We start from the raw sequence: 23821 nt of genomic DNA, 5'->3' as shown, positions 1-23821 counted from the left end.
CTTCTCCCCCGCAATCGGGGGAGAGGGTGGCCGAAAGCCGGGTGAGGGGGCGATCGGCGGACGAGGCGAGACGGGCGATCGAGGGACCGCGCACAAGCGGCTTCTGCCCGGTCGTCACGTTCCGGTCGGGGGACGGGGTCCCCTTCCTGCCACGTGCGTCGGAATCCGCCCTTTGGTAATAGAATAGACAAGGCCGCCGCTCCGGTCCACCTGAGCAACAGGGGACCGGGGCGACGGCCGAGCGAATCAAGGGATGGGCGGGAGGGTCAGGTCAGTCAGGCGATCAGCCTTCCTGTTCCGTCTCGCCGATCGGGCCGAGCATGTCGAGGGCGTCGAAGGGGTCGAGCATCGGGTCGAGCTCGGCGTCTTCGAGCAGGTCGGCGAAGGGCATGTCTTCGGGGACCTCGCGGCCGGCCTGACGCAGGGCCTCGACGTAGCGGAGGACCGCCTGGCCGGTGTCCTTGCGGTTCAGGTCGTCATCGCGGTAGGTCGGGTAGTTGTCGAGGACCGACTTCCAGAGGTCGAGCCCTTCGCGGTAGGTGTTGGCCGCCGTCGGGAAGTCGGCGTTGAGGTAGGCCAGGTAGCCTTCGTAGAACAATTCTCGGGAGCGGACGCCATCGGTTTCCATCTCGGCCCGGCAGCGTTCGACCCAGTAGCGGAAGTTGTTCTGGTTGGCCCAGCGGTCGGTCCAGGCCATCTTGTTGTCGGTCAGGCGCTCGGCCTCGTCGGGGGTGACCTCGCGGATCTCCTTGTCTTCGTAGCGGCTGAGCAGCTCGGCCCAGTAGCGGGTATCGGTCCGGTACTGTTCGATCAGGGCGGGCTCGAGCACGTCGCCGATGCGGATCGGCTGGGCCACGAGTTCTCCCTGGATGCGGAGGGCGTTGGGAGAGCGGAACTCGTAGTCGCCGAACTTCAGCCATTCCCGCTCGGCCAGGTCCCACTCGGCTTCAGCACGTTCGCCAAACTGGGCGGGGACGTTGATCTTGCTCCGCTTTTCCAAGGCCGCGGCGTAGCGGGTCTGGGCGTGGGCGGGCATGGTGCGGAAGGCCAGGTCGCCGGGGCGTCCTTTGCGGTTCTCGACGGGGTCGACGAACTCGACGGGGGTTTCCAGCTCGGTGGCGAGGCGCTGGAACTCGTCGGCGCGGTCGACGGCCAGCTCGAACCAGCCTCGGGAGACCTTGAAGTTGTCGTCGTAGAGGCGGTTGTCGACGGGGTCGGTGCGGAAGTCCTCGTCAACGTCTTCGTGGAAGAGCTGACGGAGGATGATCGCCTCGTCGGCGAAGCCGATCTTGTGGTAGTAGGTCCAGGCGGTGTCCCAGACCAGGTCGGGGCTTCTCGGGTTGTTGGTCACGCCTTCGCGGAGGAAGTTGATACCGTTTTTGATCCAGATGTACTTGTCGGCCGGATCGTCCCATTCGACCGAGACGTTGTAGGCCAGGTTCCAGCCCTGGAAGGTCCAGATCGAGAGGAAGTGGGGCTGAAGCTTGGTGATCAGGTCGACTCGGGTTTTCAGCTGGTCCCACTCTTGCAGGCGCTGAAGGTCTTGCGCCTGCATCCAGAGGGCGTTGGCGACGACCCCTCGGAAGCCGCCGATCATGGCGAGCTTGAGCATGAAGCTTCCGGCGTTAACCTCGCCGAGGGTGGCTTCGCCCAGGTCTCTCCGGCTTTTTTCCCCTTGCAGCCAACGGCCGTAGGGGACCATGACGGCGAAGAGACCGAGGATCAAGGAGCCATAAAGAATCTGTTTGGCCCGAATGGAGAGCGTACTCATGCGGCCACCTCGCGATTTTTCAGGATGAAATAGCCGGCGATCGAGAAGGGAAGGGCGTAGGCCAGGGCCAGCAAGACGTTCGCGCCCAGGGTTTGCCACGGAATCGCGAAGCCGTCGGCCACGAGATTCGAGAGGTCCATGGCCGAGAAGTTCGGCACGATGAAGATCAACAACGACATGATCGGCACGACGATCGCGTCGAGCGATTTGGCCAGGATCACGCCGAGGGTGGCATCGAGGCTCGACATCTGGTTCTCGTGCGAGATCATGCGGATCATCGACTCGAAAGGCCCTCCGCCGGTCATCTGGCCGCTGGCCAGCTGGCTGAGGATGGGGAAGAAGACTTCACCGGCGACGAAGAAGAAGACGGTGATCAAGAGGGCGACCGGCCAGCTCAGGAAGGTGCCGGCCCAGACGCCGATGGCCGTCAGGACCATGGCTTGCAGCCAGATGCCGGCCATGCCCTTCAGGTAGTTGGCCAGGAACGAGCCCTGGCTGGCGACGATGAACAGGTCGCTTTCGGCCATGCCGAGGTACTGGGTCGGGCTGAGGCACTGGACCTGGATGGTCAGGTACCCTCGGCTGCCGACGAGCATCGAGGCCGGGAAGGACCACTTGTTGGTGTAGTACTCCCGCACGTCGAAGGTGTCGCTGTAGACCAGTTCCGGAATCAAGGGGTTGGCTTGACCGGCGAATTCCTGGGCCAGCGGGTCGAAGATCAAGGGGCCCGGCTGAGGATCACCGGGGAGCATCGGGGCCTCGGTCGAGAACGGGTGGACAACCTGAATCGACGCATAGACCGGCTCGCCGGGGCGTCCCTTGGTGGTCCGGTAAACAGTGAAGGTCATTTGCACGGGAACGTCGGGCGATCGCAAGGCGGTGGCCTCGGCGAGCAGCCGATCGGCCTCGGCTTCGTCCTCGGTAGCCTGAGCCTGCTCCATCAAGTCGACGTAGCGGCCGACGAGTTCCTGGTACTGCTGGTTGAGGCTCGCCCGCTGTTCCTCGATTCCACTGATACGAGCATTGATGCGAGAAAGTTCGCTCGGCTCGGCCCCTCGCTTCTGGGCCTCCAGCTCCATGCGGTCGTAGGCGAGGTCGTAGATCTGGTTGGCCAGGTCTTCCACCGTGCCGGAGACGAGCAGGAGGTGCAGGGGAACGGGTTTCGAGAGCGTCGGGAAGGGCATGCCGGGCCGATCGGGAAAGAGGCGATCGACCGGGTGAGGGAGGTTGTCGCCAAAGAGCCACGAGGCCTCGGCCTGCGTTGCCCCCTCGACGAAGCTGCGGATTTCCAGCTCCTGGCCGACGTCGACCCCCTTGATCCTCGGCTCGCCGACCGAGTCGATAAAGGTCAACGACCCGTCGATCGGCAACCGGGCCGACATGCGGGTCTGAAGCTGGTCGAGCTGCGAGGAAAGCTGCGAGGCCCGGTTCGTCAGGCCCGCTTCACGAGCCTCGGCGATCTCGGCTTCCAGTTCCTCGATTCGGCCTCCGACGTTGCGGTCGAGGTAAATCAGGCTGATGCCGCCCAGGGCGAGGATCAAGACCGTGACCACCGCCATAAAGCCGAACATCCGGCCCCAGACGATTTCCAGGCGACGGACCGGCTTGGTCACGATCGTGTAGATCGTCTGAAAGCGGATGTCGTTGGGCAGCGAGATGGGGGTAAGAATCGCCACCATGACTGTCAGCAGGATTGATGACAGAAGCATCAAGGTGCCGACATACAGGCGGCTCAGCTCGGCCTGCCGAAGCGCATCAGGCGGCTGGAGGAACCAGTGCGTGAAGGCGAGGATCAACAGGAAGATGACCAGCACGGCCCAGGGAATCCGCGTCTTGCGGAACGACTCGACCCAGCTGAATTTGCCCATCGCGAAGAGCCGTCGCGGCCGGACCCGAGCCACTTCTCCCAGCACCAGGAGCGTGATGCGGAACAGGACCACGAAGCCCATGTACGTCAGGGCCATCTGCACGGCCAGGAGCGTCAGGGCGACCACGCCCGAGGGGGTCAGCGAGCCGTCGACATTGACCATCGCCGTTCCCGGAGTCATGCCCAGGCCAGGCGCGAAGAACTGCACCGACCCTTTCGGCAGACTCAACGTCACGGCGACCGCGAAGAGCAAGGCCAGGTGAATACCGACCAGAACCAGCATGTCTCCCACGCTTCGCTGGCGGAGAATGCCGGACCAGAGCACCACTTCGAGCCAGAGCAACCCGACCGCCAGGCAGATCAGACCCACCAACGACGAGACCGAGACGCCCAGCACTTGCACGTCGGCCAGCTGGCCCGAGCCCTGGGCCACGCGGACAAAAATGCTGCTGATGCCGACGAGAATGGCCAGCAGCAACGCCAGGTCGATGGGTCGGGCGCCGCCGATCGTCACCTTCGGCCGTCGCCGGCCGCGCAAGGACGAGAGAACCCAGGCTCCCACCCAGCCGAGCAACCCGGCCAGCGAGACGACCTTCGCCCAGCTCAGCGGTGGACCCCACCAGACCGGCACCGTGGCTCGGGGGTCGCCGATCAAGAGAACCCAGTATTGCCAGGCCTCCATCTGCTCGGCCGCGACGGTCGAGGGGGCGACCATCGGGCCACTCTGGCCGCCGGCCCCCGGCGCGGCGGGCGCCGGGGCCGGGGCCGTTGCGGGGGCCGCGGAGCCAGGGGCCTCTTCGGTGACAATCGCCTGGGCCGGCATGGTGGACGAACCCGGCGGGGCGTCGGGGCCGGCCTGGTCGCCGCCGGCCTGCGCCCAGCACAGCATCAGGATTAAACTCAGCGCAGACATCGCTCGGGGAGACTCCAGAAGCGGATAAGGACGGGGAGGAACTCGAAGTCGCGAGGCCCGGGATGAGCCTTGAGGATCAGTGTCATCGTCGTCGTCGATCTTCCCTCCTCATTCTGATGCGTTCCGGGTGGCCCTGGTTGACGAGCAACCGGGATCGCGGAGCGACACGAGGCCTCGGAAGGCCCCCTGCGGCCTCTTGCGACTGCGCCGCCCCGATTTGGCAAAGCAACCGGGGCCACCCAGGGGCAAGGAGCGACGGATCAGATGAGGATGGAAGCAGGAATCGGGCGGGTCGAGTCGTCGAGGACCCACCGGTTTCCTCGGGGGACGGGAGGCGAGTCATTGAAACGACTCGATGCACCCGACCCCTTGGGAAACCCGCGTTGATTGACTCAGGACCTCTTGGCCGCGGTCTCCGGAGCGGCAGGGGCGCCGTCTCCCGCGGCCGAGGCGGGCATGCCGGGGCGGTCGCCCACCCGTCGGCGGCCGGGGTGCAGGTCGCTCTCGCGGACGATCCGCAGGAACAGCTCTTCGAGCGTGGTCGTCGGGTGGTCGACGGCCAGGACCTCGCCGCCGTGCCGCTTGATGATCGCCTCGATTTCGGGCAGCGCGGCCGCGGGCAGATCCTTCGTCTTGATCTGGGTCACGTCCTGCACGGTCAAGAGGTCGCGGACCTCGCCCAGTTCCTTCAGCTCGCCACGGTGCAAAATGGCGATGCGGTCGCAGATGTCCTGCATGTCGGCCAGGAGGTGGCCGGAGAGGATGATCGTCTTGCCGCGCTCGCGGAGTTCCCGGATGCGGTCCTTGATCTCGGAGGTGCCGATCGGATCGAGGCCCGAGGTCGGCTCGTCGAGCAGGATCATCTCCGGGTCGTTGATGAGTGCCTGGGCCAGGCCGATCCGGCGCTGCATGCCCTTCGAGTACTCGCGGATCTGCCGGTGCTTGGCGGCGGTCAGGCCGACCATGTCGATCAGTTGATCGACCCGCTTCTTCCGCTCGCTCGGGCTGAGCTTGAACAACCGGCCGTAGAAGTGGAGCGTTTCCTCGGCGTTGAGGAACTTGTAGAGGTACGACTCCTCGGGCAGGTAGCCGAGCCGCTCGTTCTTGGCGACGTTGGTGGCCGACTCGCCGAAGAGGAAGGCTTCCCCCTCGGTCGGAAAGAGCAGGCCGAGCAAGAGCTTGATCGTCGTGGTCTTGCCCGAGCCGTTGGGGCCGAGCAAGCCAAAGATTTCCCCTCGGTGAACCTTCAGGTCCAGCGCCTTGAGGGCCAGCACCTTCGGGCGCCCCCAGAAATCGCGGTAGACCTTGGTCAGGTTCCGGGTTTCGATGATGACGTCGGAGTTCATCGCCAGGCGCCCTGCATGCTGGATGAGTTCAAAAAAGAAGAACGAAAATGCGAGCGAAGGGCTCCGCCCGACCCGAGCAATTCCGGGTCCACGGGCGTCGCGACCCCCAATGCAGACGATGGATCGATTCGATCGAGGAAGAATCCGATCAGACGCCCCCCATTTGCCTTTTCCGGCCGAACGGCCGGAGCAACCACGCGAGCCCCGAGATCGGGGCGCAGAGCGATCGGAGCGGGAGGAGTTTGCGGCTTCTACGACCGAGGCCGGACTTCGGTTCGATCGCCTTGAAAACAGGCGACCTCGACGGGGTCCCCATCGGTCACTGCACCATCATCCCCCGCCAAGGGGCCTTTGTGCAAGGCTATCGCCCACTTGACCTACCGACAAACCCGAACAGCCCGAGCGACCCGCCGGAATCGCCACGACCGCCGCCCCCATTTTTTCCGACGCGAGACCCGAACGCCCGCCGACCTTCGGGGTTGCGGAATTCTTGTGGAATCGGCTGTCGGAGGTGACTGGGGCCATCTTGGCCGTATCGTCGTGTCGGGTGGATCGAGTCTTCGAAGGCTCGCCGAGAAGTCCCAGAGGCGGATCGGTACGTCTTCGAAGACTTGACGCACCCGACAAAACGGTTTCCTCCAGAACGCAGCACTCGTCTTTGGGCCCAATCGGCTGGCGTTGTCGCAAGTTAAGAATTGGACTAAGATGAATGTCTTCGTGCAGCCGAATCGGCCCGTTCGGGTCATCGGCTGCCGGTCGAGACGCCGCGCCCGACCCAAGGTGGACCCGATCCGTGCCCAGGATGCTGTGCCCCCGAATCGGCCGACGGCGTGTGATCGCGGCCTCGGTCATCCTCTTGGCCGTGCTGTTCGATCCCCTCGTTGTGTTCGGCCAGGAAGGCGAGATGCCCGCCGCTGCCGCCGAGGAATCGAGCGGTGGCTTCGACACGTCGTTCCTGAAGCTCATGGTCACCTCGACCGGGCCGATCGGCGTGGTTTTGCTGTTGATGTCGTTCTATCTGGTGGCCCTGGTCGTCTGGATGTACTTCGAGTACCGCCGGGGGGTGGCGATCCCGGAGCGCCTGACCCGCGACCTGAACACGCAACTGATGCAACGGCAGTACTCGACGGCCTTCGAGATCGTCAACAGCGATCGGTCGTTCCTCGCCCGGGTGCTGTCGGCCGGCGTTCGCAAGCTGCCCAACGGCCAGCCGGCCGCCTTGCGGTCGATGCAGATGGTCAACGACGACGTGACGATGGAGATGGAGCACCGCACGGCCTATCTGGCCACCGTCGGCACGCTCGGCCCGTTGATTGGTCTGTTCGGCACGGTTTACGGCATGATCATCGCCTTCCGGGCCATGTCGGCCGAAGGGCAGCCCGAGGCCAGCCTGCTGGCTGGGGGGATCTCGACGGCCCTCTTTGCCACCTTGCTCGGGATCGGCGTGGCCATCCCGGCGATCACCTTTTACGCCATCTTTCGCAACCGGATCGCCCGGCTCTCGCTTGAGGTCGAGCTGGCGGCCGAGTCGCTCCTGGAGCAATTCGCCTCGGGAGTGCGATCGCCCCATCCCCTGGCCGTCGCTCCCAGCACCGGGGCCATGCCGATGCCTCCGCCGAGTTCGCCGAACCCGCCTCGGACCCCGCTCGGCGGGCCTCCGCCCTCGCGAGACGACTGATTCGCGCTGTTCCGCTTCCACTCAGCCAGCGCCTTTTTTGATCAGGCCGGTCAAGCCCCATGCCGAGACGCGACCCCGAAGGCGATCCATACCGCCTGGAAATGAACCTGACGCCGCTGCTCGACGTCGTCTTGCAGCTCATCACGTTCTTCATGATGCTCGTCCACTTCGGCACGCAGATCGAGGCGGCCGACCGCGAGGTCCGCTTGCCCGTCGCTCCGGCCGCCTTGCCGGGGGCATTGGCCAGTGAGGATCGCCTGGTGGTCGTCATCGACGCCGCCGGCCGCCTGATCGCCGGCAACCGCGAACGCAGCGGGGCCGAGGCGCAAGAATGGTGGACCGAGCAGGCCGCCCGGCGCTTCCGGGGGGCTTCGCTGCTCGGTGAATCGCTCGATGAGCTGACCACCCAGGTCATCATTCGGGCCGATCGCGACGCGCCGTATGGGGCCGTGCGGTCGAGCCTGGCCGCGGCCCAGCGCTCCGGGTTCGCCCGGTTCAGCCTGGTCGTCATGATGGAGGAGGCGCGGCCATGACCATGCTCGGACCCGAGACCGCCCCGCAGACGCGATGGAAGAAATCTCCCGAACACATGGTCGAGTTTCCGGTTGCGCCGATGCTCGACATGTCCTTCCAGCTCCTCGCCTTTTTCATCCTCACCTTTCAGGCCCCGAGCGGCGAGACGCGGATCGACCTGTACTTGCCCTCGGCCCCGGCCGCCCTGGTCGTGGCTCCCGAGGGCTCGGAGGGAAGACCTCGCCCCGGATCGGCCGCCTCGATGCCCGACCTGGAAACCGATCTGCTTGTCCGGGCCGAGGCCGACGAACTGGGCGACCTCGTTTCGCTGACCCTGCAGGGGGCTCCCGTTCCTGATACCCGGGCCCTCCGCGACCGCCTGCAACGCTACCGCGAGCAACTGGCCGGTGAGCCGGTGAAGGTCCGGCTCGAAGCCGACGACCGCCTCCGCTACGAGGAGGCCGCGCGGATCATCGGCTCCTGCTCGGCTGCCGGGGTCGATTCCGTCCGCCTCGCCGGCCCGGCCGACAACGATCCGGGAGGGGAGGCCCTGCCATGATCGCGCGACGCTTTGCGCTTCGGCGATCGCTCCTTTGTGTTTGTCGGGGCGGGCTTCTGTTGCTCCTCCTCATCGGCCTGTCTGGTTCGACCCTGGCGGTTCAGGATCAGGTCGGCGACGACCCGCTCACGCTGGCCGACCTCGACGCGTACCGCAAGGCCCTGCAACCCGACGAGCCGGGCTCGGCCGATCCCCAGCCCGTGACCTTCGCCGACCTCTGGGAGCGGCCCGACGATTGGCTCGGCCGCCGGGTCGTGATCGAGGGGCGGGCCGCTCGACGCTTCCATCAAGGGGCGATTGGCGAGTATCCCCCGCTGGTCGAGCTCTGGATCGCCTCAAGGACTGGCAACCCGACCTGCCTCGTCTACCCCGAGCCCGAAGGGGGCGACCCGACCCCACTGGGCGGCACCGTCCGATTCGTCGGCACCTATCACAAGCGCGTTCGCTACGAGGCTGCCGACGAGCCGAGGCTCGCCCCCTTGCTCGTCGGCCCCGAGGCTCCCGAGCTGATCCGAGGCCCCGCCCGAGGCCGTTGGCAGCCAATCGGCCCGTTCCGGCAGGTGGACTGGCTCGTCGGCCTGATCGTGGCCGCGGCCGTCGTCTCGGTGATCGTCCGCCAGGTCCTCGCGCGGCCTCGCCCTCGCCGACGGGTCCGAGAGGCGATCGACGGCCCGCCCCCCGAGTTCCTCGACGGTCCGGCTCATGCCGACGCGGCTGAAGCGAGGGAGCCTTCCCCGGATTCGGACGGACGATCGGACCCCGACCGAGGAGGACCGCGCCATGCCCCTTGAACTCGGCCGATCTCCCCTGACCGATCTGCGGGCCTTGCTCGGGTCGGCGGCCTTTCACGGCGCGCTCGTAATCATCTGCTCGCTGTTCGTCCTGCGAGCGGTCTTGCCCGGTCGCGCCTCGGAGGAGGAACCCCCCGGCCTGGTCGGCGAGATCGGGCCGGTCGATAACCGGGCCTCGGGCGTGGCTCCCGGCGGTGGGCCGGGGGACCTGGGAGGCACCCTGACCCCCGAGCAGATGGAACGGCTCGGCCCGATGGTCGACGTGCAGGCGACGACCACCGATCCCAACGCCCTGGCCGATTCCCTGATCGACGAAATTCTCGCCACGCCGACGGCCGCCACTCCGAATGAGAACGCCGATCCCTTACCCTTGCCCGAGATGCCCGGAGTCGGTGTCTTGCCCGGACCCGGCACCGGCGGCGGCGGTGGCGACGGCGGCGGCTCCGGCGGTGGCCAGGGGCAGGGGATCGGTGCCGGGACCGAGTTCTTCGGCGCGAAGGAACGGGCCACGTCGTTCGTCTACGTCATCGACCGATCGGCCAGCATGACCAACCGCAGCTCGATCGACATGGCCAAGCGCGAACTGCTCGCCAGCCTCCGCCGATTGCCCGCCGACGCCCGCTTCGGCGTCGTCTTTTACAACGAGCGTGCCAACCCGTTTCTCGATGCCGCTGGTCAGCCTCGGCTGATGCCGGCCGACTCGGCGAACAAGGCCCGGTTCGAGTCGAGGCTGGCCGCGATTCCCGCCGACGGCGGCACCAACCACGTCGACGCCCTGCTGGCCGCCTACGCCATGAAACCCGAGGTCATCTTCTTCCTGACCGACGCCGACGACATGACCGACCGCGAAGCCGAGCAGCTCATCCGGGCCGCCGGCTCGATCCGTGTTCAGGCCATCGAGTTCGGGATCGGCCCCGACTCCGGCCTGTCCGTCCCGTTGCGCACGCTGGCCAACGCGACCGGAGGGGGGTACCGGTACATCAATGTCATGACCTTCGCCATCGGTCGATTTTCGTCGGAATGACTCCGGAGGCCTCGGAACGCCGCCCGGATCATCCAGAAATTGGAGAGAATCGAGCCTCGTCCGAGAGAATTCGTTGGCTCGATCCCCCCGGCTCATCGTATCATGGTCGGAACACGTCCCGACCCGACGCGATCCGATTCGATTCGACCCTCGATCTTGATTCTCCGTCCGGGGCTGATGCCGACCGAGGTCTGATGGCTGCTTCCGAAGCCGACATGCTGTTGATCGCCCAGATTCGCGAGGGTGATATGCGAGCCTGGCAGGTGCTCATCGAGCGCTACGAGGGACGCTTGCTCGCCTTTGTCGATAGCCGATTGCACGACCGGGCCACCAGTGAGGACGTGGTGCAGGAAACCTTCATCGGCTTTCTGACCAGCCTGCCGAACTTCGACGATCGCCGAGACCTGGAAGCCTATCTGTTCTCAATCGCCGCTCACAAGCTGACCGACCAGCTCCGACGTCAAGGACGCCGGCCGATCGACCAGTTCGGATCCGACGACCACGGCCGCCCCCTCGAAGAAGTCGCCGGCCCTGCCCGAGCCGCCAGCAGCATCGCCCGAAGCTCCGAACGCCGCGACGCCGAGGAACGCCTGTTGACTGAAGCCCTCGGCCAGATCATTCAGGATTGGCAGGCCAAGGGAGACTTCCCTCGCCTGCGATGCCTGGAACTCCTGATCGTCAAGGGGTGGGCCAACAAGGACGTCGCCACTCATCTCGGCCTGACCGAACAGGCCGTCGCCAGCTACAAGTTCCAGACCATCAGCCGCCTGAAGGAAATGGCCCGCCGCGCCGGCATGAGCCTCGGCGGCCTGGACTGATTGACCGGACCTGGAACGGAACGGAACCCTATCCTCATGGCCGACCCCGCCCCCCTCGCCATCGACGATGAGACGCTTCGGGCCTACCTGGCCGAGACCCTCTCCGGCGCCGAGATGGCCCGGGTCGAGCGGGCCTTGCGCGGCTCGGCCTCGCTCCGGCAGCGCCTTGAAGACGTCCGGCAGGATCGCCCCGAAAGCGCCATTCACACCCTTGGCGCCATCTGGCGGCGCGCCCGGCTCTCCTGTCCTTCTCGGGAAGACCTGGGCAGCTATGTCATCGAGGCACTCGATCCCGATTATCACGACTACATCACGTTTCATGTCGATGTCATCGAGTGCCCCTTTTGCCGGGCGAACCTCGACGACCTTCGCGGCCAGTTCGCCGCCGACGCCCCCACCTCGCAAACCCGCCAGCGCCGCTACTTTCAGTCAAGCCGCCACCTGCTCAGCGGCGACGAGGACTGATCGGAGCCAATCGCCCGGCTTCGATTCCCACTGCGTCGGGGTGGCTGGGGTCATCCTGACCCCAGCGAGCCCAGACGGGGCGTCATCGATCGGCTTTGGAATCAGCAATTGATCGTGCGTTTATCCACGGCCAGGGCGGCTTCCTTGAGCGTTTCGGAGAGGGTCGGGTGCCCGTGGCAGATGCGGGCGATGTCCTCGGCGCTGCCGGCGAACTCCATGACGGCGACCGCCTCGGCGATCATGTCCGAGGCCCTCGGCCCGATGATATGCACGCCGAGTACGCGGTCGGTCTTCGCATCGGCCAGCACCTTGACGATGCCGTCCTTCTCGTCCATCGCCTTGGCCCGGCCGTTGGCGATGAAGGGGGCCTTGCCGACCCGGTAATCGCCCCCCTTTTCCTTGAGCTGTTCCTCGGTCAGACCGACGCTGGCGATCTCGGGCCAGGTGTAGATGACGCTCGGGATCGTCTCGTAGTTGACGTGCCCCGCCTTGCCGGCGAGCAGCTCGGCAAAAGCCACCCCTTCCTCCTCGGCCTTGTGTGCGAGCATCGGCCCGCTGACGATGTCGCCCAGGGCGTAAATGGAGGGAACCGTCGTGCGGAAGTGCGCGTCGATCGTCACCTTGCCCGCCTTCGGGTCGTGCTCGACCCCGACCGCGTCCAGGCCGAGCCCGTCCAGATAGCCGCGTCGGCCGACCGAGACAAGCACCTTGTCGCAGTCAAACGTCAGGGTCTTGCCGTCCTTGGTTTCGGCCGAGAGGGTGGCCTTGCCGTTCTTCACCTCGGCGCCGGTGACCTTCGTTTCGAGCTGGAACTCAAGCCCTTGCTTCTGCAAGATCTTGTACAACTGATTGCCCAGCTCGTGATCGACGATCGGCACAATCCGAGGCAAAAACTCGATGACCGTGACCTTCGCACCGAGCCGCTTCCAGACCGATCCCAGCTCCAGGCCGATGTAGCCGCCGCCGACCACGACCAGATGCTCCGGCACCTGCTCGAAGGCCAACGCCTCGGTCGAGCCGACGATCGTCTGGCCGTCGAACTTGAGGAAGGGCAGCTCGATCGGCTCGCTGCCGGTCGCCAGCAAGATGGCGTTGGTTTCCAGGGTCCGCTCGCCGCCTTCGTTCAGCGCGACGTGAACCGAGTTCGGGCCGGCGACCTTGCCGACCCCGTATACCGGTTCAATCTTGTTTTTGCGAAAGAGGCCGCCGACCCCCTGGGTCAGCTCCTTGACCACCTGATCCTTGCGGCCCATCATCGCGCCGAGGTCGAGCCCGACGCCATCGACCGTGATCCCGTGCTTGGAAAAGCGGTGCGTGGCCAGTTCGTACAGCTCGCTCGAATCCAGAAGTGCCTTGCTCGGAATGCATCCGACGTTCAGGCAGGTCCCTCCCAGCGTCGGCCGTTTCTCAACGCAGGCGACCTTCATCCCGAGCTGCGCCGCCCGGATCGCGGCCACATAGCCGCCCGGTCCCGCGCCGATAACAACCAAGTCGTAACGGTCCGACACTGCTGGTCCTTTCTCAGTAAGCAGGAGGCAGTAAACAGGAGGCAGAGAAAGCGGAAGACAGAAAAGACGGAGGGGAGAGAAGGCAGGAGACGGAAGACAGACCAACGTCTGAGGAAGGAAAGGGGCGAATTCGAGGCAATCCCGATCCCCGCTTCCCCTCCCCTCTGCCTACCGCCTACTGCCTACTGCCCTCAGATCTCAAGCATCATGCGTTCCGGGTTTTCAATGCATTCCTTGATGCGAACGAGGAAGCTGACGGCTTCGCGGCCGTCGATGATCCGGTGGTCGTAGGAGAGGGCGAGATACATCATCGGTCGGATAACGACCTGATCGCCGACGGCAACCGGGCGCTTCTGGATCGAGTGCATGCCGAGGATGCCGCTCTGCGGCGGGTTGAGGATCGGTGTCGAGAGCAACGAGCCAAAGACACCGCCATTGGTGATCGTGAAGGTGCCCCCTTGCAGGTCATCGACAGAGATCTTGTTCTCGCGGGCCTTCTTGCCGAACCCGGCGATCGTCTGCTCGATCCCGGCGAACGACAGGGTGTCGCAATCACGGATCACCGGAACCATCAACCCCCGCTCGGTGCTGACGGCCACGCCGATGTCATAGTAATTGTTGTAAACAATCTCGGTGCCGTCGATCTGAGCATTGACCGCCGGAAACGCCTTCAGCGCCTCGACCGTCGCCTTGACGAAGAAGGACATGAAGCCGAGGTTGACCCCGTGCTTCTCCTTGTACGCATCCTTATATTTGCCGCGCAAGGCCATGACGGCCGACATGTCGGCCTCGTTGAAGGTCGTCAGAATCGCGGCCGTTTGCTGGGCCTGCACCAGCCGCTGGGCGATCTTCTGGCGGATGAGCGGAAGTCGCTGGCGCGTTTGCCGGCCGGTTCGCGGTGCGGCCGACGGGGCAGGGGCTGAGGGCTCGGCGGCCGCCGGGGCCGATCCGCGCGACTCGACCGCGCCGATCACGTCTCCCTTGGTGATCCGTCCCCCTCGGCCGCTCCCTTCGACGCTGGCCAGATCAACCTTCTCCTCCTCCGCCAATCGCCGGGCCGAGGGGGACGGCGAGCCCGCCATCGGACCGTTGCCTCCCGAAGACGGGGCAGGGGAGGGGGCCGCCTCGGCCTTTGCGGGCTCGGCGGCGGCCTTCGGGGCTTCGGGTTCCTTGGCGGCTTTGGGCTTCGGGGCCTCGGTCGGGGTGCCAGAGGGGTCGATCGTGCCGACGGTCGCGCCGACCTCGACGGTCTCGCCTTCGGGAACGCTGATTTTCAAGACGCCGTCGGCCGGGGCGGGCACTTCGGTGCTGGCCTTGTCGGTTTCGACCTCGAACAGCGGCTCGCCCGACTTGATCTGCGAGCCGTCCGGCTTCAGCCAGCGCGACAGGATCCCCTCGGTGACGGACTCGCCGGCGCTCGGCACTTTGATCTCGACTGCTGCCATCGCGGGAAGACTCGGTTCGAGGGCCTCCCCGTTCCCATCGCCGGGCCGAGGCGCACGGAGGGGCGGCCGGTGCGGTTCGATTGCAAGTGGTTTCGATTCAAGCGGTTCGGTCAGATCGGGCGAGGCTCGATCCGATCGCTTCGGCCGGCCTGGCGGGGCTCGCCGAGAGGCCCTCGCGCGCTCGCCGATCGGGCTGCGACGCGGGGCTTGTGTCCAGCATAACAAATAATTTCGGCCAAGAGGCATGGCCCTGCCTTCGATTTCAAAGAAGGAGGACCGATGTCAATGTCCCTGGCGTCGGTTTCACTCGCGGCGATGCTCGCGAGCGCGAGGACCCTCGGCTCGGGGGCGTGGTCGCATTCCCAGGACATGGCGGAAGAACGCGATGCTGACCAGGGTAAAGATCCCGAAGACGAGCACAGCCCGCCCGTTCTCGAACGGCACGGTTTCACGATTCGCCAGCGGCGCAATCACAAGGGTCACGATCCCGAGAAGCCAACCCCCGATCATGACCACCGAATAGGCCCGGACCAGGGCGACCGCCCACGGGTGCGGGGACCTCGGCGGAGTCGCAGACTCGGCCAGCCGCAGCAGGCGAGACAACTCGGTCTCGGTGATTGGGACAAGTAGGCCGGTACGTTGGTACCAGGATCGGGAGATCCGATCGAGGTCGAGCGGAATGCGCGGCAGTTCCTCGGCGGCGATCGGGACGATCGCCAACGACGGCGATTCGATCCGGCGACGGTGTTCGGCCAGCAGTTCGAGCGGAGGGCGGCCAGGCATCCGGGCCAGGTCGATCTCGGGGGGAGTGGCGTGGCGAACGTCCTGGTCAATCGTCAGCAGCCATCGCCCACCGTCGAGCCGGGTGTACACCGACATATGCGATTCGACCTGTTGACCGACCCCGAACCGATAGCAACTGTGCGTCAGGAAGGCGACCATGCGGCCGTTGTCGGATCGCCATAGCAGAACATGCTGGTCCAGGCCGGGGCCGACCACCTGCGTCCGATAGGCCAGGCCGAAGCCGAGGCCAGAGGCCTGACAGGCGTCCTCCAGAGGCCGGAGGGTGTCGAGCACCGCGGCCGGCAGGCGCTCGCGGTCACGGAGGTCGAGCCGATCGACCCGGGGCAGGGCGAACTGGTAGTGGAGGCGAATCCGGAGCAGCTTGCAGGCTGCGAGCACCAGGAAGTTGATCACATTCCGGGAGCCTTGCCAGGACTCGCCGAAGGTCATCCGCCTGCTGTCGAACTGGAGGACGTCGGTCAGCCGTTCCTTGCGGCCCAACTCCGGCGCGGCGTACGGATTGTCGTCGGGCGCGTCGGTCGGGCGATCGGCCATACGAGCATCTCTTGATGGCGGAGTCACTGAGGTCGAGTCATCCTCGGCGGCCTGTTTTCCGCGATCAACCACCCGCCGCCTCCAGGACACACTCAACCCTCGCCCCCGCGTACGGGAGAGAGGGTGGCCGAAGGCCGGGTGAGGGGGGCGGGGACGAGACGCGAGGCTCGACTCCGAACGCGAGGACCCCTCAACCCCGGCCCTCTCCCCGCAGAGGCGAGGAGAGGGAGGAAAACCATTCGACCGCCAGCGAGACGGCCGGATGAATCGCTCAGCGCTGGCCGTTGACGCTCGCCGGGGCGGTGGTCTTGCGACCGGCCATGGCGGTGACGAGGTGAGGCAGGACGGGGGCGCCGAGGGCGGCCTCGACCAGCTCGTCTTGCTCGCGGTTGTGCACGGCGTTCGAGCCGGTGGCGGGGCTGGCGCTGGCGTCCCGGCCGACGTAGTGGAAGGGACGGCCGGTCAGCTCGTGCAGGCGGTGAGAGACGAACGTCCAGCCACCCATGTTCTGCGATTCTTCCTGCGCCCAGACCCACTCGGTCGCGTTCTCATAACGCTCCAGGGCGGAGGTCAAGAGGGCGGCGGGGAAGGGGTAGAACTGTTCGAGCCGGAGGATCGCCACCTCGTCGTTCTTGTTCTGGGCTTCGCGGCGGGCCAGCAGGTCGTAATAGACCTTGCCCGAGCAGAGGACCACCCGGCGGACCGATTCGGGCGTGGTCGTCTCGTCGTCAAGCACCTCGCGGAAGTGGCCGGAGGTGAACTGATCGACGCCGGAGACACAACGCTTGTGCCGCAAGAGGCTCTTGGGGGTCATCACCACCAGGGGCTTGCGGAAGTTGCGGCGGACCTGGCGGCGGAGCAGGTGGAAGTACTGCGCGGGGGTCGTGCAGTTGACGACCTGGATGTTGTCTTCGGCGCAGAGCTGCAAGAAGCGTTCGAGCCGGGCGCTGGAGTGTTCCGGCCCCTGGCCCTCGTAGCCGTGCGGCAAGAGCAGGACGATGCCCGAGGCGCGGCCCCACTTCGATTCGCCCGAGACGATGAACTGGTCGATGATGACCTGGGCGCCGTTGACGAAGTCGCCGAACTGAGCCTCCCAGCAGATGAGCATATGCGGGGCGTCGAGCGAGTAGCCGTAGTCGAAGCCCAGGACGGCGGCCTCGGAGAGCATGCTGTCGAAGACGCAGAACTCGGCCTGGTTGCCGGGGTCGATGAAGTTCAGCGGGTAATAGCGTTCGCCCGTCTGCACGTCGACGACCGAGGCGTGCCGCTGGCTGAAGGTGCCGCGGCGGCTATCCTGCCCGCTGAGGCGCACCGGGGTCTTTTCGAGCATCAACGAGCCGAAGGCCAGCAGCTCGGCAAAGGCCCAGTCGATCGGCCCGCCGTCGGTCATGGCCTGCACCCGGGCGCCGAAGATGCGGTCGAGCTTGCGGTTGCGGGTGAAGCCTTCGGGCACGGAAGCCATGCGATCGGTGATCAGGGCGAGCCGATCGGCAGGCACGCCGGATTCGACCGGGTTCCAGTCGTACTCAGGGCGAAGTCCGTCCCAGGGGCCTTTGAAGCCCGGCTGGGCGATTTCAGGGCCTTCGGTGGCGTCGTGGACTTCTTTATAGATGGATTCGAGCTTTTCGCGGAAGGTTTCTTCGAGGGTGTCGGCTTCTTCCTGCGTCAGGTCGCCCGAGTCGATCAGTTGCTTCGTGTAGACTTCGAGCACGGGGGGATGCTTGCGAATCGCCTCGTACATGACCGGCTGGGTGAAGGCCGGCTCGTCGCTCTCGTTGTGGCCGTGCTTGCGGTAGCAGACCATGTCGATGACGACATCCAGCCCGAACGTTTCGCGGAACTCGGTCGCCAGCTCACCGACGTAGACGACGGCCTCGGGGTCGTCGCCGTTGACGTGGAAGATGGGCACCTCGATCATCTTCGCCACGTCGGTCGCGTATCGGCTCGATCGGCCGTCGAACGGCGCGGTGGTGAAGCCGATCTGATTGTTGACGACGATGTGAATCGTGCCGCCCGTGCGGTAGCCGGGCAGTTGCGAGAGGTTCAAGGTTTCGGCCACGAGCCCCTGGCCGGCGAAGGCGGCGTCGCCGTGAATCAGGATCGGCAGGCCGAGCTTGCGGTCGCGGTCCTCGAACAGACGCTGCTTGGCCCGAATCCGCCCTTCGACGACCGGGTTGACGGCTTCGAGGTGGCTTGGGTTGGCCGTCAGGGAGAGGTGGACCGGGTGACCATTGGCCCCGACGTGATCAGCCGAGAAGCCGAGGTGGTACTTCACGTCGCCGTCTCCGGCGACGGTCTTCGGCATGTTCCCTTCGAACTCGTGGAAGATCAGGCTGTACGGCTTGTTCAGGATGTTCGCCAGGACGTTGAGCCGCCCTCGGTGCGGCATGCCCAGCACGATCTCCTTGACCCCGAAGTTCGCCGACCGCTCGATGATCGCGTCGAGCAAGGGAATGAGCATCTCGCCCCCTTCGAGCGAGAAGCGCTTTTGGCCGACGTACCGGGAATGCAGGAAGGTTTCAAACAGGCTCGCGTTATTGAGTTTCCAGAGAATTCGCCGTTTCTTCTTGATGTCGAACCGTGGGTGGTTGCGCACCGGCTCCATCCGGTCCTGCAACCAGGTGCGGATCTTCCGGTCGCGGATGTGCATGTACTCGACACCGATCGTGCCGCAATAGGTCCGGCGAAGGACCTCGATCAGCTCCTTGAGGGTCGCTTGCGGCGGGTCGAACAGCCGGGTGAAGAACGGCTGGTTCAGGTGCTGATCCCCCAGGTCGAACTCGCTCAGATCGAGCGGGTCGTACGTCTCGCGGCGACCGGCAAGCTTCAACGGGTCGAGATCGGCGAGGTAGTGGCCGACCTCTCGGTAGGTATCGACCAGGCGGGTGACGGCGGCCTGGGCTCGGGCCAGTTCCAGCGCCTCGGGTTCGACCTCCACCGGAGTGGAGGCCGAGGGCCGACCGTCTCCCGGTGGTTCGGTTCCCGGTGGGGCGCCATCGACCCGGCCCAGTTCGAACCCTTCGAAGAAGTGCCGCCACGACGCATCGAGCGTCTCGGGCTCCTGCTGCCACCGCAGGTAATGCGCTTCGATCAGGTCCTGGTTCCACCGACTGGCGACCGTCGAGCGATTCATCGCAGCGTGTCTCATCTTCGGGCGCGACTGGCGCGGCAGCGCACGACGCGGCCCGGCCCCGATTGCTTGCCCAGGAGGCGGCGAGAAAAACGACATCGGATCGATCCCTCGCGAGCCGGCGCGGGGGTCGTAGGGAGGCCCGATGTCTCGCGTCAGTCTCCTATCCTAACGCAACGGCCGGGCCAGCCATATCCCGATTCTTCGCGCATTCCGGCTCAGCCGAAGGAGACCGCTCTCTCCCGATAACATTTCAGTATAGAGAAACCGGCCGGCTTCGGCACCGTCTTCTCGCCAGAGTCTTCCCAAATTTCAAGCAACACGGGGGCATGGACGCTGGCCGGCGTCAGCAAAAGAGGCGAAATCTCATCATTCCGACCCCATGATCTCGTCCGATCGACGTCAACCGCCGCACCGAATGTCCTGATCCGGGGCCGATCAACGCTCCGTTCTGATGTTTGCGTACGCGGCCAAGAGACCCTCTTCGCGCCAGACAAATCACGCGGTATGATGGTTCGCTTCGCCAGGAACACCGGAACCTTCCAAAGCATCGGGCAAGTCGCCCGGTCCCGGCCACCGGCGACTTCGTCCCCCAAGCGGTCAGGACCGCCATCGCGAAGGACTCGGCCACTTGGGCCGAAGGGCTTCGCGGTCGCCGATCGTCCGGCCCAAGAGAGTCGAATCGAGCGCCATGTACGCCATCTTCGAGGACGGTAGCCACCAGTTCCGCGTCAGCGAGGGCGACCTCGTGACCGTCGATCGCCGCGATGGAGATGACGGCGACGAAATCACCTTCGACAAGGTGCTGCTCATCTCCGGCACCGACGGCGAGCCGACGATCGGCGCCCCGGTTGTCGAAGGGGCCCAGGTGGTCGCCAAGGTGGTCCGTCAGTTCCGCGACAAGAAAATCGTCATCCGCAAGTTCCGCCGGCGCAAAGGGTACCGCCGCAAGCGCGGTCACCGTCAGCCCTTCACCACGGTCCAGATCGTCAGCATCAAGACCGCCTGAGTGACGTTTGTCGATTGTGCCAGATCAAGCCGTTTCTCGCGGTATATACCGCGAGCAACGGCTTATTTTTATTGCGGTATGGTAAACTTTGTTTTTAAATTTTTTTGAAACTTGGCAGCAGTTCGGAAAAATTGGTATTTTTGGAAGAATGGTTAAAATGTTCTGCGAAACTGTGTGGTGCTCGTATTCCCTCTAGGGTGTACATGGCGAAAACTGTCTTCTGGCGTCGCTCTCATCTGGCAGATATTTCCACATGGATGGCGACGCTTTCGGAGGAACCAATCGAGACGAACTTTCAGACTCGATCGAGCACCAGCATCAGGCCATAGTCGAATAACCTGTTGACACTGGTCGCAAGTCCAGTAATCATGCGCCCACCTCCAGGAGATTCGACTCACTCCGAATACCTGATAATAGATACGTTCGATCACAGGCGGAGGCCGGCGATGGCGACCGTTGATCATCGGGAAGAGCTCGGGCAGGATCGGGGCCAAGGGGCCGGGACGGCGGGGCGGGGGATGGTGGTTCCTCGCGTCTTCAGCACCGAGGGGGTCAGCCCGTTCGATCAGGTCGAGTGGGACGAGCGCACCGCGGCCATCAAGGACGAGCGTGGCAAGGTCATCTTCGAGCAGACCGGCTGCGAGGTGCCGCGCTCCTGGAGCCAGCTCGCCACCAACGTCGTCGTCAGCAAGTACTTCTACGGTGAGGTCAACACGCCCGAGCGTGAATTCAGCGTTCGGCAACTGGTCCACCGCGTCACTCGGACCATCACCGACTGGGGCAAGGCCGACGGCTACTTCGCCTCCGACGCCGACGCCGAAACCTTCTACGACGAACTGTCAGCCCTCTGCGTCAACCAGTACGGCTCGTTCAACTCCCCCGTCTGGTTCAACGTCGGCCTCTACCACCAGCGCGGCGTCTCCGGAGACGCCAACAACTACCGCTGGGACGAGGAAACCCGTTCGGTCGTCGCCGTCGACGACGCCTACAAGTACCCGCAAGGCTCGGCCTGCTTCATCCAGTCGGTCTCCGACGACATGGAAGGGATCATGAAGCTGGCCCACGCCGAGGCCATGCTCTTCAAGTACGGCTCGGGCACCGGTACCGACCTCTCGACCCTCCGCTCCAGCCGCGAGAAGCTCTCCGGCGGCGGCCGACCCTCCGGCCCGGTCAGCTTCATGAGGGTGTATGACGCCGTCGCCAGCGTCGTTAAGTCGGGCGGCAAGACCCGACGCGCCGCCAAGATGCAGACGCTCAAGTGCTGGCACCCCGACATCCTCGAATTCATCACGGCCAAGACCAACGAGGAACAAAAAGCCCACGCCCTGATCCGCGAAGGCTACGACGCCAACTTCAACGGCGAGGCGTATAGTTCCGTCCTCTTCCAGAACGCCAACCTTTCTGTCCGAGCCACCGACGCCTTCCTCCGCGCCGCGGTCAACGACGAGGAATGGACCACCCGCGCCGTCACCACCGGCCGGCCGATGGACACCTACCGCGCCAAGGATCTCCTCGACAAGATCGCCGAGGGGACCTGGACCTGCGGCGACCCCGGCATGCAGTACGAGGACACGATCCAGAAGTGGCACACCTGCCCCAACACGGCGCCGATCAACTCGTCGAACCCGTGCTCCGAGTACATGTTCCTCGACGATAGCGCCTGCAACCTCTCGTCGATCAACCTGATGAAGTTCCGCCGCGAGGACGGCAGCTTCGACGCCGAAGGCTTCCGCGCTGCCTGCCGCATCTTCATCACCGCTCAGGAAATCCTCGTCGACCACGTCAGCTACCCGACCGACCTGATCGCCGCCAACAGCCACGCCTTCCGGCCCCTCGGGCTCGGCTACGCCAACCTCGGCGCGCTCATCATGTCGACCGGCCGGCCGTACGACTCTCCCGAAGGCCGGGCCCTGGCCGGGGCGATCACCGCCATCATGCACGGCGAGGCCTACCGGACCTCCGCCGAGCACGCCGGCCGCCTCGGACCCTTCGACGGCTTCCGGATCAACCGCGAGCCGATGCTCCGCGTCATGGAGATGCACCGCGACGCCGTCGAGTCGATCGACCCGTCTTGCCCCGACGCGCTGCTGACCGAGGCCCGCAAGGTCTGGGATGAGTGCCTCGAACTCGGCCGGACCAACGGCTACCGCAACAGCCAGGTCACCGTGCTCGCCCCGACCGGCACCATCGCCTTCATGATGGACTGCGACACCACCGGCATCGAGCCCGACATCGCCCTGGTCAAGTACAAGAGCCTCGCCGGCGGCGGCATGCTCAAGATCGTCAACCGCACCGTGCCGATGGCGCTCAAGACCCTCGGCTACGACGAGCCGGTCATCCGCGGCGTTCTCGACTACATCGACGAGCACGACACGATTGAAGGGGCCCCCGGCCTCGACAACGACCACCTGGCCGTCTTCGACTGTGCCTTCCCGCCGCGCAACGGTGTCCGGACGATCGCCTGGGAAGGGCACGTCCGCATGATGGCCGCCGCGCAGCCGTTCCTCTCGGGAGCGATCTCGAAGACCGTCAACATGCCCCGCGAGGCCACCGTCGCCGACATCCGCGACGCCTACCTCGAAGGCTGGCGGCTCGGACTGAAGGCGCTGGCCATCTACCGCGACGGTTCGAAGGAATCGCAGCCGGTCAGCACTTCCAGCGAGGATCAGAAGATCGCCGCCGAGCTGGCCAAGGCCAAGACCGACCTGGAAAAAGCCTGGAACGAGGTCAACGCCGCCCGCGCCGCCCTCGATGCCGAGCACGAACGCCTCCAGCGCGAGCGTGCCGGCCTCAAGCCCGCCGCGGCCGCGCAGCCTCCCGCCCCCGTCGGCGGCCGACCCGCCGAGATCGGCCCCCCGCGCCGCGAGCGCCTGCCCGACACCCGCCGCAGCATGACCCACAAGTTCGACATCCAGGGTCATGAGGGGTACATCAACGTCGGCTTCTACGACGACGGCCGCCCCGGCGAGCTGTTCATCACGATGGCCAAGGAGGGTTCCACCGTCGGCGGCCTGATGGACGTCGTCGGCACGCTCGTCTCGATGGGCCTGCAATACGGGGTCCCGCTCGAAGTCTTCGTCAACAAGTTCGCCCACAGCCGCTTCGAGCCGGCCGGGTTCACCAAGAACCCCGACATCCCGATCGCCAAGAGCGTCACCGACTACATCTTCCGGTGGCTCGGCATCCAGTTCATCCCCGGCTACCGCGAGGCCAACACCCCTCGCCGCGACGGTGTCGAGCCCACGAGCCCCATCACCGTCTCCCCCGCTCCCGCCGCCGCGTTAACCGGTCCTTCCGCCGACCTCGACGCCCCCACCGCGCCGAGCACCCCCGTCATCAAGACCAACGGCCACCGCACCGCCACCATGGCCGACCTCGACGACGCCGAGGCCACCGCCTCTCACTCGTCCTCCTCGTCGTCCCGCACCGATTCCCTCGTCCCCTCCCACGAGATCGGCCTCGGCGCCCAGCAACAAGAATTCGCCCGCTTCCAGTCCGACGCCCCCTCCTGCGACAACTGCGGCGCCCTCACCGTCCGCTGCGGCACCTGCTACCGCTGCTTCAACTGCGGCAACTCGATGGGCTGCTCCTGAGCCTTCCTTTCCCTTCCCTCTCCCCCGTCTGCGGGGGAGAGGGTGGCCGCAGG

Annotated in this window: 16 protein-coding genes; 9 read left to right on the top strand and 7 right to left on the bottom strand. The window is 65.6% G+C overall.

Annotation, left to right across the window (positions count from 1 at the left end; all coding sequences use genetic code 11):
- Positions 1-283 precede the first annotated feature (283 nt).
- The 3 genes from GA615_RS16430 to GA615_RS16420 all read right to left on the bottom strand — a co-directional run bounded on the left by GA615_RS16430 (position 284) and on the right by GA615_RS16420 (position 5897).
- Positions 284-1771, bottom strand: a complete 1488-nt coding sequence (locus GA615_RS16430) for a hypothetical protein (protein ID WP_152052401.1) — start codon at positions 1769-1771, stop codon at positions 284-286.
- Positions 1768-4551: an ABC transporter permease gene (locus tag GA615_RS16425; protein ID WP_152052400.1), complete on the bottom strand. Its 2784-nt coding sequence runs from the start codon at positions 4549-4551 to the stop codon at positions 1768-1770. Before GA615_RS16425 ends, GA615_RS16430 begins: the two co-directional genes overlap by 4 nt.
- 392 nt (positions 4552-4943) lie before the next feature.
- Complete coding sequence (locus GA615_RS16420) at positions 4944-5897, bottom strand: ABC transporter ATP-binding protein (RefSeq protein WP_152052399.1); 954 nt, start codon at positions 5895-5897, stop codon at positions 4944-4946.
- Between the two features lie 802 nt (positions 5898-6699).
- Between GA615_RS16420 and GA615_RS16415 the strand changes: the two genes are divergently transcribed.
- From GA615_RS16415 to GA615_RS16385, 7 genes are all read left to right on the top strand, one after another.
- Positions 6700-7575 (top strand): MotA/TolQ/ExbB proton channel family protein, encoded by an 876-nt coding sequence (locus tag GA615_RS16415; RefSeq protein ID WP_152052492.1) that lies wholly within the window; start codon positions 6700-6702, stop codon positions 7573-7575.
- 59 nt (positions 7576-7634) lie between these two features.
- A complete protein-coding gene (locus GA615_RS16410) occupies positions 7635-8108 on the top strand; it encodes an ExbD/TolR family protein (protein WP_152052398.1) in 474 nt (157 codons plus the stop codon).
- Complete coding sequence (locus tag GA615_RS16405) at positions 8105-8647, top strand: ExbD/TolR family protein (RefSeq protein ID WP_235905516.1); 543 nt, start codon at positions 8105-8107, stop codon at positions 8645-8647. The genes GA615_RS16410 and GA615_RS16405 overlap by 4 nt, the downstream gene beginning before the upstream one ends.
- Positions 8644-9438: a hypothetical protein gene (locus GA615_RS16400; protein WP_152052397.1), complete on the top strand. Its 795-nt coding sequence runs from the start codon at positions 8644-8646 to the stop codon at positions 9436-9438. Before GA615_RS16405 ends, GA615_RS16400 begins: the two co-directional genes overlap by 4 nt.
- The gene (locus tag GA615_RS16395; protein ID WP_152052396.1) at positions 9428-10462 is read left to right on the top strand and encodes a VWA domain-containing protein; all 1035 of its coding nucleotides are present in this window, start codon (positions 9428-9430) and stop codon (positions 10460-10462) included. Before GA615_RS16400 ends, GA615_RS16395 begins: the two co-directional genes overlap by 11 nt.
- A gap of 194 nt (positions 10463-10656) precedes the next feature.
- A complete protein-coding gene (locus GA615_RS16390) occupies positions 10657-11280 on the top strand; it encodes an RNA polymerase sigma factor (protein ID WP_152052395.1) in 624 nt (207 codons plus the stop codon).
- A 36-nt stretch (positions 11281-11316) separates the two neighbouring features.
- Positions 11317-11745 (top strand): hypothetical protein, encoded by a 429-nt coding sequence (locus tag GA615_RS16385; protein WP_152052394.1) that lies wholly within the window; start codon positions 11317-11319, stop codon positions 11743-11745.
- A 101-nt stretch (positions 11746-11846) separates the two neighbouring features.
- On the opposite strand, the gene lpdA is transcribed toward GA615_RS16385, so the two are convergent.
- From lpdA to GA615_RS16365, 4 genes are all read right to left on the bottom strand, one after another.
- The gene (gene lpdA, locus GA615_RS16380) at positions 11847-13253 is read right to left on the bottom strand and encodes a dihydrolipoyl dehydrogenase (RefSeq protein WP_152052393.1); all 1407 of its coding nucleotides are present in this window, start codon (positions 13251-13253) and stop codon (positions 11847-11849) included.
- Positions 13254-13444: 191 nt separating this feature from the next.
- Entirely contained in the window at positions 13445-14698 is a 1254-nt protein-coding gene (odhB, locus tag GA615_RS16375; RefSeq protein WP_152052392.1) for a 2-oxoglutarate dehydrogenase complex dihydrolipoyllysine-residue succinyltransferase, read from the bottom strand.
- 303 nt (positions 14699-15001) lie between these two features.
- A complete protein-coding gene (locus tag GA615_RS16370; protein ID WP_152052391.1) occupies positions 15002-16036 on the bottom strand; it encodes a hypothetical protein in 1035 nt (344 codons plus the stop codon).
- Positions 16037-16307: 271 nt separating this feature from the next.
- Positions 16308-19169 (bottom strand): 2-oxoglutarate dehydrogenase E1 component, encoded by a 2862-nt coding sequence (locus GA615_RS16365; protein WP_152052390.1) that lies wholly within the window; start codon positions 19167-19169, stop codon positions 16308-16310.
- Positions 19170-19857: 688 nt separating this feature from the next.
- On the opposite strand from GA615_RS16365, the gene rplU reads away from it, so the two are divergent.
- Both rplU and GA615_RS16355 read left to right on the top strand, forming a co-directional pair.
- The gene (gene rplU / locus GA615_RS16360; RefSeq protein WP_152052389.1) at positions 19858-20175 is read left to right on the top strand and encodes a 50S ribosomal protein L21; all 318 of its coding nucleotides are present in this window, start codon (positions 19858-19860) and stop codon (positions 20173-20175) included.
- Positions 20176-20543: 368 nt separating this feature from the next.
- The gene (locus GA615_RS16355; RefSeq protein ID WP_390622240.1) at positions 20544-23768 is read left to right on the top strand and encodes a vitamin B12-dependent ribonucleotide reductase; all 3225 of its coding nucleotides are present in this window, start codon (positions 20544-20546) and stop codon (positions 23766-23768) included.
- Positions 23769-23821: the final 53 nt, after the last annotated feature.

Source organism: Tautonia marina, assembly GCF_009177065.1.
GTDB classification, from domain to species: domain Bacteria; phylum Planctomycetota; class Planctomycetia; order Isosphaerales; family Isosphaeraceae; genus Tautonia; species Tautonia marina.
This window is presented reverse-complemented; position numbering and strand designations above follow the sequence as displayed.

Bases quoted from the DNA above. Each gene is read 5' to 3' on its own strand.
- GA615_RS16430 (WP_152052401.1), bottom strand. From the start codon at position 1,771: ATGAGTACGCTCTCCATTCGGGCCAAACAGATTCTTTATGGCTCCTTG.
- GA615_RS16425 (WP_152052400.1), bottom strand. From the start codon at position 4,551: ATGTCTGCGCTGAGTTTAATCCTGATGCTGTGCTGGGCGCAGGCCGGC.
- GA615_RS16420 (WP_152052399.1), bottom strand. From the start codon at position 5,897: ATGAACTCCGACGTCATCATCGAAACCCGGAACCTGACCAAGGTCTAC.
- GA615_RS16415 (WP_152052492.1), top strand. From the start codon at position 6,700: ATGCTGTGCCCCCGAATCGGCCGACGGCGTGTGATCGCGGCCTCGGTC.
- GA615_RS16410 (WP_152052398.1), top strand. From the start codon at position 7,635: ATGCCGAGACGCGACCCCGAAGGCGATCCATACCGCCTGGAAATGAAC.
- GA615_RS16405 (WP_235905516.1), top strand. From the start codon at position 8,105: ATGACCATGCTCGGACCCGAGACCGCCCCGCAGACGCGATGGAAGAAA.
- GA615_RS16400 (WP_152052397.1), top strand. From the start codon at position 8,644: ATGATCGCGCGACGCTTTGCGCTTCGGCGATCGCTCCTTTGTGTTTGT.
- GA615_RS16395 (WP_152052396.1), top strand. From the start codon at position 9,428: ATGCCCCTTGAACTCGGCCGATCTCCCCTGACCGATCTGCGGGCCTTG.
- GA615_RS16390 (WP_152052395.1), top strand. From the start codon at position 10,657: ATGGCTGCTTCCGAAGCCGACATGCTGTTGATCGCCCAGATTCGCGAG.
- GA615_RS16385 (WP_152052394.1), top strand. From the start codon at position 11,317: ATGGCCGACCCCGCCCCCCTCGCCATCGACGATGAGACGCTTCGGGCC.
- odhB (WP_152052392.1), bottom strand. From the start codon at position 14,698: ATGGCAGCAGTCGAGATCAAAGTGCCGAGCGCCGGCGAGTCCGTCACC.
- GA615_RS16370 (WP_152052391.1), bottom strand. From the start codon at position 16,036: ATGGCCGATCGCCCGACCGACGCGCCCGACGACAATCCGTACGCCGCG.
- GA615_RS16365 (WP_152052390.1), bottom strand. From the start codon at position 19,169: ATGAATCGCTCGACGGTCGCCAGTCGGTGGAACCAGGACCTGATCGAA.
- rplU (WP_152052389.1), top strand. From the start codon at position 19,858: ATGTACGCCATCTTCGAGGACGGTAGCCACCAGTTCCGCGTCAGCGAG.
- GA615_RS16355 (WP_390622240.1), top strand. From the start codon at position 20,544: ATGCGCCCACCTCCAGGAGATTCGACTCACTCCGAATACCTGATAATA.